Below are 14,832 nucleotides of genomic sequence, written 5' to 3' on the forward strand. Positions count from 1 at the left end.
TCTTTTTTCAAAGCGACCTGTTCCTTTTCAGGTTAAGAGCTACAATTCCAGCTTCAACCTTTCCCCGACCGAATTTTCGAGGAAACCTTCTCGGAGGTAAAAATCAATTGTTCGTTGCCAGTTTTCTCTTTCCGGAGTACTAACTTCCAACCGTGGCCAGCCCTCTTCCTTCGCAAATCTGATCACCTCATCCAAAAGAGCCTTACCAATAAACTGTGAACGGAACTCTGGCTCAACATACAATTCCTCAATTACCCCATAGTTGCCACCGGCATAAATAGCAGCAGACCTTGATAGGGTAATAACGCCCACTGGAGCTCCATCGGCATAATATAGGAAAGCATGGAACCCATTATCTTGTGAAAGTAACTTCGTAGCCGTTACTGCCATGACCTCTGGATCGATGTTGCGCTTATGACCGACAAGAGCTTGCAGCAATTTTGTTACCAGTCCTGCGACCTCACTACTCTGCTTCGCCCCGGCCCTTACAATCGGACTCACCATAAACTATCCCTTCCCTTTAACTTATTTACATTTTTGCCCAGCTGAAATGTGATCACATTTAGAATCTATCAGCAATTTTTACTGGCAGCAAGCTGGGTGCGTAGGAAAGAAAGCGGACAACTCTCTATTGAATAATGGTCACAAAGAGCCAATGGATAGAAATCATTAGAGCCGAAGGGATTGATGAAGCCTCAACGCTCGCATAGCACCATAAGTTTGAAGAAATGGAACCTGAACAACATCAGAGGCTTTTTCAGTCTTTAGGTATGAAACCTGAAGACTGAAAAAGTACAAGAGGTATTTATGAATTTTACCTTATCCCAAGTCTAAAAAATTCAAGGTAGGACAGCTGGAGCTATTTTATAAATTTAAGCTCCAGCAGACCCCAACCATACCTATAGAACAGCTTTCAACCGCTCTTTCAGAGAGGATATAAACACCTTATCCTTCCCCCCAAGATTGGAAACATAAAGTATAAAATCACTACCATCTTTTCTGACAACAGTTACTGTGGTGGTATCGCCTAATGAACTGGACCAGTCTACTTGTAGGTCCTCAATATCTTCGTAAGATGCCATTTCCTTTTCCAAAATATCCCCATCTTTCCAATAGGAAAATACATGGCGTTGTGTAAAGCCATTGCCATCTTCACTCACAAATAGAAGCGCGTCACTATAGAAATATGCTACCTCATCTGTAGCCTTTAGGATCCCCTTTCTCTGCATAAACTTGAGGTCCCTATCTGATATCTCACTGCCTTCTACAACCTTGTCGCTAGCTAAAAAACCAAACTCTCCACCGACCACCAGCCCACACACAGGCAAGCTCAACACCACTAACAAAGCATGCCTAGCACGCCATTTGGAACCCTCAATTACCGCTGGTGACTTATCACCATTCACAAACAGTAAATAGTTTGCCATTGGCAATACTGTTAGCACGGTTAGAAGCTGGAACACCAGGGGGTAGCCCGTATATCTACCCAAGACTGGTGAGATCAAAAAGGTAATGGCCAATACAACTGCAAATCCTTTGTTTGGCAAATATGATTTACCATATCGATTTTCACTATCTTCACGGAGTTTATTCCAAAGGGGGAAGTACCAGAACTTGTTAAAAATACCTCTAGCGAGCGGCATGATCGCACTACGTTCCTGCTCCCGGATATATTTGAAGTTTCTATAAAACCAGTAAATACCAAAAATTCCGAATGTAAAAACCCACAGCGCCGTCAGCTTACCGAGCGAGACAGGATAAAAAATCGTGTCTTCCTTTACTGGATTCTTCCATCGATCAAAACGCCACATAAAGACCAGGAAGACATACATTGCTGCATAGATATAGATATACGTAGCGGTCGATAACTGTGATAAGAAACCACTCTCACCCTCAGAGCCTCCTGAGGTATTTGCATAAGACTGATAGATACCGTAACTCAATTGATTATTAAGTTTATTGATAGCTTCTACGTAGGCTTGAAACTCACTGGGCTTAACATGATCAACCTTACTGCGGTATATATATTTCAGAGAAAGCGTCTTACTGTCTTCCTGAAAGGAAACTTCATTTTTGAAATAGAAAAAGCTGTTGTCTTCTTCAAAATACTCACTATCAAAAAACCAATCATCTCCATTGAAGTGAACTTCAATAACCTGTTCTATATGCTCTGGATACGATAAAGCCAACGGATGGTGCCTATCCTGGTCATCCGGCTTAGATACCCAAGGGGTAACAATGTTTGCATAAAAATCAACCTCGTGGCGTTTTCTATCTGGTTTATCTTCCCAGAAATTTTCCAGCTTATATTGCTCATGAGAGGTGAATATATTGCGTTCTGAGTCATCTTCAAGCTCAATTAGGGCAGTGACCTCAATACCGGGGTAATAATCTTCAAAGAAGTCCAAGTACTCTGTCTGGATTTGATCTCGCCCATTGCTGGCTAAACGCTGCCTCTGCCTTTCGGCATCCTTACCATAATTTACAGTGGTGGTTGTAAAGGTTGCAGGTCCATCATCCAGTACTGTGAACTGGTCTTTTACAAATACTCCATACTTTGCGGCATCTGGCTCCATATTTACCAAGTCGTCAGTGCCCGGCCTAAGTACTAATGCTTTTCCATAATCTGGCTGAAAAATACTCCTCAAGTCACCATGTTGATAGCTACGCGTTGGATCTACCCAATACTCTTTATCATTAAATTCAAAATAGCTGATAACATGATCAAAGGACCTAACGCTGGGGATTCTATCTTTAAGTCTTGTTTCGGTATTGACTAGAGCTGGATAGCCAACAACTCCAAGTTCTTTCAATAGAGTTAAAAACAGTACGGTCTTATCTTTACAATCTCCATATCTATACTGCAAGGTCGTGCTAGCTGGCCTGGGCTTGTGTGAGTTTTCCCCCAACTCTATTCCTAAGTAACGTATCTCCTCCTGGACAAACCGAAGTGCGGCAGAGATTTGGGAACTCTTATCTTTGTGATTTAACTTGATGTCAGCGACTAATTTAGCTATCTCCGCATCAACATTAAAAACTCCTTGATATAACCCTAACCCCCAGACACCAACAGCTTCCCAGGTTGCCTGTTCACTAAAGTAAATAGCGCCCCAAGGACTAAACCAGGAAGGAGTCCCATCGTCAGATTTAACTGGATCAAGTTTATTGTCCTCGATGACATACTCTCTGGCACCACCCAGATCTTTTTGTTTGAGTTCCAAATCGCTATTTAAAATTGAACTATAGAGAGGTGTTTGCTTCTCCCACAATATACGCAAATAGAGTCTCTCAAGTGGGACAGACCAATTCAGACTGGAGCTATATGCAAATATCCCCTGATAAACAGGATTCACCCCCGAACGCGTGTAGCTATACTCTACAACATCACCCACCCTGATATCGTCTAACAAAATATTGAGTGTTAATTGACCATGGTAGACTGACTCATCCATCTCCTCTTCGCGCCGAATATGATCTATTCGCGCAGTATTGAGTTTATTTAAAACCTGTCCATCGCGGATCACATTAAGAGTATGTAATGTAACCTTTTGATACTCTGGGTCATAATCAATACTTATCTGTGAGCTTTCATCAACCCCTTCAGGGTTAATAATGTATTCAGCCATTCGAAAGAAGTATTCAAATCCTGGCTCATCCCCTGCTTTGATCTGGGAGTCCAGCAGAAGATAGTGAACCCCATCCTGGATCTTATCCACAGGCCGCTCATTTACTTCAGGAACTACTACCTTTGTAACCCAATCTGGTATGGGAGACGTAGCAACTTCTTCCCTTGCCCAAACCTTGCCTACGGCCAACAATGAACAAATCACTAATACTATTGATATAGCCGCATCAATTTTTTTCTTCATTATCTACTTTTCTACAATACTTAGAGTGGCTTTCAAATACGAAATGGATGCGCACCAGTGAAACTAGACTGCAAACCCAATTAACTCAATACCTGCTTGTACGAGGAGCTTAGTAAAGGCGTTTTTCACTCGAAAGTCCAATATGGAGTCACAATGCGAGCTATCCCGATATTTTTTGTACGATAGTCCATTAACTAAGAACCTAAGACAACGTAAATAGCAGAAGATATAAGATTTAGAAGAGCTGACACTCTCTATACTAAAACTGGTATTCAGATTTATAAAAAGTTAATCACAACCAAACTTCCCCCACAAACTACAAGTAAGCTTATAAATAAGCTTTCCTATTAACTAGGAGTTAACAGGGATAAATTTTGTAACGGTCAGCTACTGTTGGTTTACCCATAGAACAATATAGGGAAACAATTTGCTTCTAGTTAATTTGCGGCCACTGTTCATGGCAGTAGCTAATGTAAATCTCCATAGAAACCTCTTAGTTGTTCCCATTTGGCAACGGCAAGAAATCTAATAGCAGCAGTGGAGCCTAATCATCCCCGAGGAAAGTAGTCGCCCGCCTATGGCATCAAATCTTATGTAGAACAGGTGTTTCTCTTATCTCCAGCAGAAGTTGGGTTTCCGGTAAAGGCGAGCCTCTATAGAAATTAGAATTAATACATATAACAGCCGAAAAAGCACCTGTAAACGATTAAAGTTAGCCTTAATGGCTATATTCCCACCTATTAACACTTTTGACCTATGCAGGCTATAATAGATCAAAAAGCACCCATTAACTTAACAAAGCCCAATTAAAGGGTGGAAAGGCAACTATTATGGGCTTTTACGGTCAATCAGATAAGCAAATACTTGGGAAGCTGGGCAATCGCCTCAAAAAGTACCGCTTACGAATGAACCTTACTCAGGATGACATGGCTGAGCGTGCAGGCCTATCCACCTCCACCATTAAAGGGCTGGAGGCTGGTCGTGGCAGGCTTGATAGCCTTGTTGCTGCACTAAGGGTACTTCGCCAACTTGATTCATTGGATAACTTTTTACCTGAACCGGCAGTAAGTCCGATGCAAATTGCTACTCAAGGCAAGCAACGGCAGAGAGCCAGCCGTAGCTCACAGAATCAGCGCGATACTCTGCCCGTGAACAACAATAAGAAAAGGAGCAAGCCAGAATGGTAAGCCAGACAAATGCCGCAACAGTTCACTTGTGGGGCGAGTTGGTAGGCGCTGTCCACTGGGGTGACAGTGGTTATGGTTCATTCGAGTATGCACCGGAGTTCTTGCGTCGGGGGCTGGATATTGCTCCGATAACCATGCCAATTGAAACTTCACAAGAGCCATATACATTTCGCGGCCTCGGTCGGGAAACATTTAAAGGATTACCGGGACTCCTCGCCGATTGCCTGCCTGACAAATTCGGCAATGCGGTGATTGATGCCTGGCTCGCACGCCAAGGGCGAACTCCAGACAGCTTCAACCCTATTGAGCGACTCTGTTACACCGGTACTCGTGGCATGGGCGCGCTTGAATTTCAACCAGCGGTGGACGGCACCTTCAAAGACTCTGTCGACCTGAACGTTGAAGAATTAGTCAATCTAGCTGCCGCAATTACCAATAGGCAGACGGATCTCAATACGCAATTTGGACATAGTGATACTGAAAAATCAGGCTCCTTGCTGGACATTTTGCGCGTTGGCACCAGTGCCGGAGGCGCTCGAGCAAAAGCAGTTATTGCCATGAATGATAAGGGGGATATTCGCTCTGGTCAGGTCCCCGCCCCTAAAGGCTATGACTACTGGCTTTTAAAATTTGACGGCGCGGGAGATCTTGAACTCAGGGCAAGCGATGGCTATGGGCGGGTTGAATACGCCTATTATCATATGGCTCGCGAAGCGGGTATCAATATGGCGGAGTGCGGGCTACTGGAGGAAAATGGCCGAGCGCATTTTATGACGCGGCGCTTTGATCGGGTAAACGGGCAAAAGCTTCATATGCAGTCTCTATGTGGTATTGCGCACTTGGATTTCAACATGGCAGGCGCCCACTCCTATGAGCAAGTATTCAGCATAATGCGTGAACTATATCTGCCTAAAAATGAAGCCGTTCAGCAATATCGCCGTATGGTCTTCAACGTATTGGCCAGGAATCAAGATGATCATACAAAGAATATTGCATTTCTTATGGACCCAGCCGGAGAATGGTCTCTTTCACCAGCCTTTGACCTGACTTATGCCCACAATCCTGGCGGAGCTTGGACAAGTCAACACCAGATAAGTATTAACGGAAAGCGTGATCACTTCAATTTAGATGACTTAATAACATTAGGGGAATCCATCAGTATTAAGCGCCCAATGGAGATAATTGATCAGGTCGCAAGTGCGGTAGCAAATTGGGAGCAGTTCGCTGAAGCCTCCGGTGTCTCTGAAAGCTGGACTATTGAAATTGGCCAAAACCACCGCAAGCTAACTTGAATTTTATCTATATGTCATTGACCTATCCGCTACCCACTTCTTTTGTGGCCCCAAGGATGGAGCCAGGGCTCGATCCCAAATTTTACCGCTAAAACCTTCAGCCTCCCAACCATACTCCCACGGCGGCCCCAGTGTATCTTTTAACTCCAAAGATCCCTTGTCGAATAGAACAGAGGCACCGTAAACGGGCTGATAGTCCATGAGATATCGAGCGGGATGAAGTCAAGTCCAATCGAAAAAACGACACTTCAATCGTCTTCATCTGAGAAATATCAGCTTACATTCTATTTTGGCGATTAACGTATAAAAGAGCTGCTCATGATGAAACTGTCACTTCTATTCACAATAATTTTGATTTCCCTTGCTTTTATGGGAGCTAAAACGGCAGCAGAAGAGAATAGTCATAACTCAATCAAGAATAGTGAGGGCATCATTTGTAATAATGAGTATGTTCTATGCACATCTGCCCCATGCATTCCAGATCCCAGTAATCCAGATTCAAATGCAATTTGCAGATGTGACGTTAATAAGGGGTTGAACTTCGGGTTTTCTGAATGTAAAAACCGGACTCCTGTGACTGACTCAAACGACGTCAAAAAAGCCTTATCGACATTTTCTTTCGCGCAGGCTCCCACCAAGCCTGTACTTTCCTGCCCCAAAGGTAAACCGTGGACTGATTGCCTGGATCAACCCTGCATTGTCGACCCGATGAATCCACTTAAAGCCATATGCACATGCAAGATTGTACGGGATAAGTCTTTTGTAACTTTTGGAGGCGATTGTGTTTCCCTGAGTTGTGATACGGGTTACTGGTCAGGTGCAACGGCAGAGTCCTATGTGGGAGCAAGCAGAAAACTGATGAAGGCATTTAGCTTAGATGAGGTTCCCGCCAAATATTGCGTGGGGATCAAACCTGAGGTTTCAGAGTAATTTCTGCTCGGTCCAAGCCACATCAATCTTTTGTGTTTTTAGAAATAGACACCCGATTCTCACTACGGAGCGTTGACCCCTACACTGTTTAGCGGCCCATACAATTCCTGAAAGAATCACCAAGTAGATTCTATTACTTTCATAATTGTTAAAATTTCGGCAAAAGTTAAATCACCCTTATCGTAATTTCTGGTATGGTTAAATCAACTACAAAAAATGATTAACTAACAACTGCCGCCTAAAAAATAAAAACTAAACAAACAACACTATTTTTAGACAAAGGGCACTCTTATGAGAACACGCTGTAGCCATGTTTTACTCTGGGTTAAGGATATTCATCAAGCCGTACAGGATTTTCGCCAGCTGGGTTTTACCGTAGATTATGCAACGAAAGAAAAAAGTGCTCAGCACGCACATATTTGGTTTCGTGAGGGAGCGATTATTGAGTTACTAACATCACCATCCAATGCTCAATACTTCAAGTGGATTATTGATCTCTTTGCCGGCCGGGGCGCAGGACGTAGGATGATACGTTGGTCGCAAGAAGGGGAAGGTTTTTGTGATGTTGCCTTAGTCAGTGACGATTTTGATAATGATCTTTCAGCGATGAAGCGTGAGGGTGTTCAAACCGGGCGAGTGATTCCCTGGCAACGAACCAAGCCAAACGGACAAAAAACCAGCTTCCGCTTTGTTTATCCTCGCTCTGAGCGACTGCCATTTATTGTAAGTCCATATAACCCACCTCAGTACCCTCAAGAAACAAACCATAAAAATGGTGCTACTGGCCTGAGTAAAGTGCACATGGAAGTCAGTGAACAGGACTGGAAAACTGTACAACGTTTAATCGATAAAGATTCCACATTTAATATCAAGCCCGGGCCTACAACCAAAGTTACGGGTATAGAGGTTAGTGGACTGAGAGAAAATTTGGACCCGACTCTATTGCATGGGAGTACAATCAACCCAGCAAGCTAAAGAGCCTCTGAGCTATTTAGTGGATCAATCTCTACAGAGATTGATCCACTCACCATCAAGATAGATAAAACAGTCGTTAACTAAACTGTCGAAATCTCATTACAGACGGTATAGAACTCCAACTCCCGCACGACGTCCTTTTGCCGGCGCCCCTATTCTGGCATCAGGGGCAAATATCGCATTGGTGTAGCCATATAACTGATACTGCTCATCAAGCAGATTGTCAGCAAACAGATAAAGCTCCATAGAGTCCGTTTGCAGTGCTACACGAAGATCCACCTTGCTGTAAGCATCCAGGTTAAAGTGGTTTTGTGCATCTGCCGGGCGCTCATCTACATGGCGTACAGTCAAGTTAGTATTGAGAGCCGGTGCGCTTAACCCCATAAAGTCTGGCAGAGGCTGGTAGTAATTCAATGCCAGGCTAGCACTCCAGCTGGGTACGTCAGGCACTTCATTACCGGCCAAAACGTCACCGCCGGAAACACCATACACATCTTTTGTAATTTCCGTATCCAGGAAGCTCAAGCCACCGGCAATACTAAACTGCTCGGTTATAAACCAATCGGCCTCAAGCTCTGCACCAAATGTCTCCGTATCTGCATTTACTGCAGCAGAGGAATAGGAAGCAAAATCAAAGCCTAACAAATGATCATCTTCCACTGAGCTAAAGAATACAGCACCACTGATATTCAGACTGTCTGACTCATTTTTAATGCCTAGCTCGAAGGTGTCGACAGTTGCGGGCTTGTAAGCAACGCTATCGGCAGACTGCAAAGCAAAGTCATTGAACCCACCGGATTTATAGCCTCGTGCGGCAACTGCATAGATATTTGTGGAATTGGACAGCGAATAACCAAGAGCCAAGCGGCCAGTTGTATAACTATCGTCCAGATCTCTTTGATCTTGAGAAACGTAGAGATTGCCATCCGTACCGTAGCTGGAATACTCACCGGCGTACTTCTTACTCTCTTGGGTGTAACGTAGTCCAGCTGTAAATTTCAGGGAATCAGTTACAGGTAATGTAGTCTCACCGTAAATAGCTTGGCTATCAGTATCGTAATCCCGGTATTGATTGGCGAAGGACACCAAATCAATTGAGTCAAAACTTCTTTCACCTTCTTGTAGATTGAGTCCAATCACCCAGAATGTAGTTGCCTCAGGCAATGAGGACAAGCGTAGATCCTGGCTGATAGTCTGCTCGTCCTGGCTATCGCCACGAAGATACTCCATTGGGAAATTGAACACTGCTTGGGCAGTCTCTTGGTCAAAACCGGTTAGGTAACTAAAATCCGTGTTGACCAATGCAGTGATAGAAGTCAGTTGAGTATTAGCCCATTGGTGATTGATTTCAGTGGAAAATCGCTCAACGGTTTTTTCATTATCGTCAAAAGCTCCTGGTGTGTGTTCACTGCCAGGGTCATCACCGAAAGGTTGTAATAACTGAAGGTTCAGAAAGCCTTCCTGTTGTTGCTTCTCAGCAATAAATAAGGCTGATGTTTTCGCACCCAAATCCCATTCCAGACTACCTCTGAAAGCCAGGTCTTTGGGTTCAGTCATTGGATCGCCGTTAGTCGTATTCTCAACCCAATGGTCCTCACTGATATGTCGGATGGCTACTCGGCCACTGAGTGATTCAGAGAATGGGCCGCTGATCACAGTTTGATATAAACTCTGGTTATCCTCTCCGAGCTCTACACGTCCGTAAGCTTCAAACTCTTCGGTTGGCTTGTTAGTGGTAATATTAATAGCGCCAGCTTCACTGTTGCGCCCGAATAAGGTCCCTTGAGGCCCCTTTAATATTTCCAGTCTTTCGATATCAAGGGTCCCAAGGGACACATTTCCCGCAGGCATAGATACGCCATCAAGGTTCACTACAACGGAGCCATCATCCTTATTTACCTGAGTCAGTGAACCAACCCCGCGAATACGGATATTTGCATCCACCGCACCACTGGAAGAATAAACATCTACTCCAGGTGCACTGCGCAATGCATCTTCAAAATTGAGCAGCAATCGGTTTTTCAAATCCTCTTCGCTAACAACACTCAAGCTGAAGGGAACATCCTTGGCTTTCTCTTTTGTAAGCCGGGCAGTAACTTCAACGACTTCCATTTCTGTTTCGGAAGAACTCTCCTTTTCCGCTCCTTCCGCCGCAGAGTAGGCTCCGGAAGCGTATAGCAGACTTGCCGATATTAGCGAAATTTGTTTCGCAAGTACTTTCTTATCAAGGTTTAAGCTGAGCATAAATTGAATTTCCTTTCTATTACTTAGGCTATTAATTGATATTCGATACTTCAGAACTCTCAGCCAGTAAATTCTGTGCAGGGTCCCGCTGATAGGAAGGCCAGATATCCAGCGCTAGAACTTTCTCCGAGGGCAGACGCTCAATCAGCGTTTTTCCATTGATGACCTCAGAATCCAACTCATTGATATCGGCTAGCAAACGGTAGCTGGCCGTTTGTGCGACCGGTTGCCATCCACCCTTCTCCCAGCGCCAACGCTGTCCGTCCAGGCGTATTTGACCGGACTCCAGGTACTCGACCGTTAGAGCTGATGAAAGAGGAGCCCCGAGCATATTTTGCGTCCGTGTCTCACCGACATAAGCGCTCAGTACATTTTCAATATTCTTCTGCTGCTTGATGTCATCGAGTAACGCGGACAGGGACTCAGGAGATTGCAGAAGCGTCCAGTCCAGTGCGGCCACCGGCGCATAGTAGCGAGTCCAACCGGAAATCGGTGCGGTGCTCAAGCGCTCAACGGGTACCTCACTGCCAGCCAAGTCTCTGGTCGTCTTATCGGAGTATCGAACCAGCACATCATCAAGCACTTCGATGCCGTCGATTTCCGCTACACAAAGCAGGCCAATCGCTCCGGAAACTCCATCGCTGAGCCACGCGGAGCCGGCAATACGTCGTATGTCCGAACTTTCCAGTAAATGCTGGCGGGCCAAAGCTCGGGCGATATCGACCCGCCGCAGCCAACGCCCTGTACCTTCATCGGCAATATCCCAATGAGGCCCCTCGGACAATTGCAGCAAATTACCGCTGGCCCGTGTCTCTCCAAGTCCTCTTGGCCATTGGGCAATCCGTTTAATTTCGATATCAGTACCCAGCCGCTGGCTCACGCAGGCCTGCATCTGCCCAACGTCTTTAGCAATGGCAGAAACCATATTTGAGCGATCGGAATCATGGGAAATATCAAACCCATCGAATACCGCTAGTTTCGTATTGGGTGCCCATTGAATGGAGAAATCCAAGGGGCCATGGGTACTGCCCTGCTCACTAAAGACACTTTTATTATCTCTTTGGATTTGGATCTGCCAGCGCCAGTCCCCCGATGGGGCCGCGCCCTCAAGGGTTGTGGCCAGTTGCGAAGTCGGCAGACTGAACTCAGGGTTCAAGCCCAGTGCTTCACGTTCCGCTGACACACGTAAGATACGCTCGGGGTCAACACCGATACGCGGAACAATATCGCTCGCTTGTAACCAGACTCCACTGGCAGTCAGCCCTGAGGGTTCTCCCTCTGCGGACCACCCCGGCGCCTTCATTTGCCACAACAGTTTGATATTACAACCCTGATCAGAGCAGCCTGATACTGGCAGCGACATATGGTCGTAACGTTGATCCGGTGTGACTTCACGCCCGCCCACTGAGGCCTTAACCAATACAAATCCGTGGGGTAATTCAAACTGCAAGCCCTGCCCTTCGACATGAACTTTATGCAATAACCACTCACCTTCTACTGTTTGGTTATCCGGGTTGATATTGATATTCAATTCACCACCGGACACCTCAAACCCACTCGCTTTCGGCAGCCAATAAGATTCCCAGAGGGCATCTTCTTGTTTGAGTTGCTCTGGTGATTGATACCCGCCCTGCACTACCAGCCTATCTCCCAATACAGAACCGAGACCGAGAAGAAATAAAGCGGAACAAGCCACCAGAGCGCCCTGAGGGGCCATAAGACGTGAACGTATCAGGGCAAAACCCTGAGACATGCGGCTATCCAGTCCACGGGGAATCAAAAGAGCAGACAGGCCGATCATCAATATGGCAAGCGCAACTTTAAATCCATCCAAGGCCAATAAATAACCGATCCAGGGTTCCCAACCACTGAGTGCTGACAGTTGAATATGAGCGGTGATACCCACTTCATAGGGCGGGTAATGCACCAGCTCCAGCTCATGATTGAGGACCAGAATAAAGGTCACAAACATTGACATGGAATAGGCAAAGCCCGCATGGCGGAACAGTGCATGCACCAAAAGCACCATCATCGACAACTCCAATAAAGGAGCTGTCACTATCAGCAATTGATAAGTGAACGCCTGTACGATATCGACAGATGCAGGAGCGGTGAGAAGCACAGCAATAATGCCCGATAGACCCGGCAACAGGGCCAACAGCACCGTCATGGCGAATACGGTAAGGGCAACGCCAAATAATCGTGTGTAGTCGGGCGCGGGGGTTGCAGACAGCATGTCGTCAAACCCAGGCACCTGATCCCTGCGGCACACCAAGCCAGTCAATGCGGCGATTACAAAAGCAATAACCAGGAAAATAACATCCTTGAGAAGCGGCAATAGCATTTCCAAGCGCGGTGCCATAGGCCCTTCAGCGTGCCAGATGATCTGGGTAAACGAGCTAGCCACCCCCATTATTACCAGGACCGCAACACCGACCCACCAAGCGCGACTACTCCATACGTGAAATAATCTCCAGCGAGCTTCCAGCATGAGTTGACGCAAGGCGCGGCCAACCGATGCGGTATCGGGCTTAGATGGAGAGAAATCTTTAACCTTGCGAGTGGCTGCCTTTTTAGCGGCCTTCGCCCGGGCAGGTTTGGCAGCCCCTTCCAGTACCAGTGTTTCCCTTCGCAAGTATTTCAGGCAAGCCGCCAAGGCAAGCAAAGGAACAAGACACCATAGAATTCGATTCAGTACCGAACCCAAAGTAAACGGCAGTAGCGAGGTTGATTTTTGCAGAGGTGTCCAGGAAGTAACCTCCGTATAAACGAAAGTAAATAGCGAGGGGTCCATTACCGCAGCCAGCTGCGGATTAATATTGCCACCCCGAAGAACGATCACAGCAAACATCCACAGCATCATTAAAGCCGCTGCGAGTCCAAAAGGACCGGCCAGGCTGCGAGTTCGCAACGTAGCGACAAAATACAGAGCGCCAATACCGATGCTCGCGGGAATCTGTAACCAGATCCATGCAAACCCAAGGGCTTTCCAGGGCGCTGGGCCAATCGCTGTTTCGGGCAGCAAGCCCATCCACACCAATACCGGCGAGACCAAAAATCCTACCAGCGCAGATGCACTTAATATGGCTCCTATTACCGCTGCGCCAAGAAACCGCCCCCAAAGCATTACGCTCAGGGAATTCGGTGTTGTATAGATCACTTCATGCAGACTGGCTTTGCGGTCCCGCAAAATAGGCTGCGAGAAAACCCAGGCCCAGGCAAAAAACTGAAAGAACATACATCCCGCACCCATCAGGTAAATGAGTGATGGTGAGTTCCGGGGAATATCTGTGGCCCCCATTTTTTGCATGTAGTCGGCATTGACCAAATTCAGAAGCAGGTAGATCACCAGCCCCCAGAAGGCTAAAGCCACGATGCCGCTGCTAAATCCGGCTCTTATCTCCAGCTTTGCCTCATGGGCAATAAGCGCCAGCTTGTTCATGCAGCCTCCCGCTGGTCTTTTACCTGCTCAATAGCCAGATGATAAATATCTTCCAGGCGAGGCGTGTGGGCAGTAAAACGAGAGTCTGCGGGTTTTTCCCCGTGTACGATTACCTGGGTACCATCGGGTCTGGCAATATTGTGCAGGGATGCGGGAAGTGATTCGCCACGGGGAATCAGTGCTTGCCACATCTTGCCTATATGAGGGTCTGTGACCTCCGGGGCTGTGCCCTCAACAACAATACGCCCAGAGGCCAATATGGCCAGGCGCTGGCACAGGTTTTCGATATCTTCAACAATATGAGTAGAGAGCAATACAATGGCATCCGCCGCGACATCCGCCAAAACACAGTGAAAGCGATTGCGTTCAGCCGGGTCCAGGCCAGCGGTTGGCTCGTCAACGATGATCAGGCGCGGCTCGCCAATCAATGCAATGGCAATACCAAAACGACGCAGCATACCGCCGGAATAGGTTGATACGGCTCGATCGGCTACATCGGCCAAATTGACCTGCTCCAATAGCCTATCCACTTCACGGCGTCTTGCGCTTGTTTCAGTGAAGCCTTTGAGCCAGGCAAAACGCTCCAGCAATGACCGCGCTGCAATTCCAGGATAGGCGCCGATATGTTGCGGCAAATAGCCCAGTTTACTGCGCATAAAGTCCGGCTTTGCCAGCACATCCACACCATCCAGCATGATCCGACCACTGTCCGGGGTTTGCAGGGTAGCCAAGGTACGCATCAAACTACTTTTCCCGGCACCATTAGGCCCAAGTAATCCGTACATGCCGGGGCCAACTTCCAAGTTAACGCCGTTTAACGCCTTCACCCCATTTTTATATGTCTTAAAGAGCCCTTCGATGATCAACCCTGATTGATTTTGCATCTCTCCTCC

General features: G+C 46.6%; 9 protein-coding genes. 4 read left to right on the plus strand and 5 right to left on the minus strand.

What is annotated here, in order from left to right:
• Positions 1-39 precede the first annotated feature (39 nt).
• Positions 40-504 (minus strand): GNAT family N-acetyltransferase, encoded by a 465-nt coding sequence (locus tag ACJJII_RS18070; protein ID WP_444917199.1) that lies wholly within the window; start codon positions 502-504, stop codon positions 40-42.
• 395 nt (positions 505-899) lie between these two features.
• Positions 900-3,869: a DUF3857 domain-containing transglutaminase family protein gene (locus ACJJII_RS18075; protein ID WP_444917200.1), complete on the minus strand. Its 2,970-nt coding sequence runs from the start codon at positions 3,867-3,869 to the stop codon at positions 900-902.
• An 830-nt stretch (positions 3,870-4,699) separates the two neighbouring features.
• On the opposite strand from ACJJII_RS18075, the gene ACJJII_RS18080 reads away from it, so the two are divergent.
• From ACJJII_RS18080 to ACJJII_RS18095, 4 genes are all read left to right on the plus strand, one after another.
• Entirely contained in the window at positions 4,700-5,056 is a 357-nt protein-coding gene (locus ACJJII_RS18080) for a helix-turn-helix transcriptional regulator (RefSeq protein ID WP_444893934.1), read from the plus strand.
• Complete coding sequence (locus ACJJII_RS18085; protein ID WP_444917201.1) at positions 5,050-6,348, plus strand: type II toxin-antitoxin system HipA family toxin; 1,299 nt, start codon at positions 5,050-5,052, stop codon at positions 6,346-6,348. The genes ACJJII_RS18080 and ACJJII_RS18085 overlap by 7 nt, the downstream gene beginning before the upstream one ends.
• A 318-nt stretch (positions 6,349-6,666) precedes the next feature.
• Positions 6,667-7,278 carry a hypothetical protein gene (locus ACJJII_RS18090; RefSeq protein ID WP_444917202.1) on the plus strand — a complete coding sequence of 204 codons (612 nt, stop codon included), beginning with the start codon at positions 6,667-6,669 and terminating at the stop codon, positions 7,276-7,278.
• Between the two features lie 291 nt (positions 7,279-7,569).
• Positions 7,570-8,253, plus strand: coding sequence for a VOC family protein (locus ACJJII_RS18095; protein WP_444917203.1), 684 nt, complete (start codon positions 7,570-7,572; stop codon positions 8,251-8,253).
• A 99-nt stretch (positions 8,254-8,352) separates the two neighbouring features.
• On the opposite strand, the gene ACJJII_RS18100 is transcribed toward ACJJII_RS18095, so the two are convergent.
• The 3 genes from ACJJII_RS18100 to ACJJII_RS18110 are packed head-to-tail and all read right to left on the minus strand — an operon-like array spanning position 8,353 to position 14,823.
• Positions 8,353-10,497: a TonB-dependent receptor gene (locus ACJJII_RS18100; RefSeq protein WP_444917204.1), complete on the minus strand. Its 2,145-nt coding sequence runs from the start codon at positions 10,495-10,497 to the stop codon at positions 8,353-8,355.
• 31 nt (positions 10,498-10,528) lie between these two features.
• Entirely contained in the window at positions 10,529-13,939 is a 3,411-nt protein-coding gene (locus ACJJII_RS18105; RefSeq protein ID WP_444917205.1) for an ABC transporter permease, read from the minus strand.
• On the minus strand, positions 13,936-14,823 hold the full coding sequence (locus ACJJII_RS18110; protein WP_282932862.1) for an ABC transporter ATP-binding protein: 888 nt from the start codon (positions 14,821-14,823) through the stop codon (positions 13,936-13,938). Before ACJJII_RS18110 ends, ACJJII_RS18105 begins: the two co-directional genes overlap by 4 nt.
• Positions 14,824-14,832 lie beyond the last annotated feature (9 nt).

This window comes from Microbulbifer maximicatervae (SeqCode) (assembly GCF_052467825.1).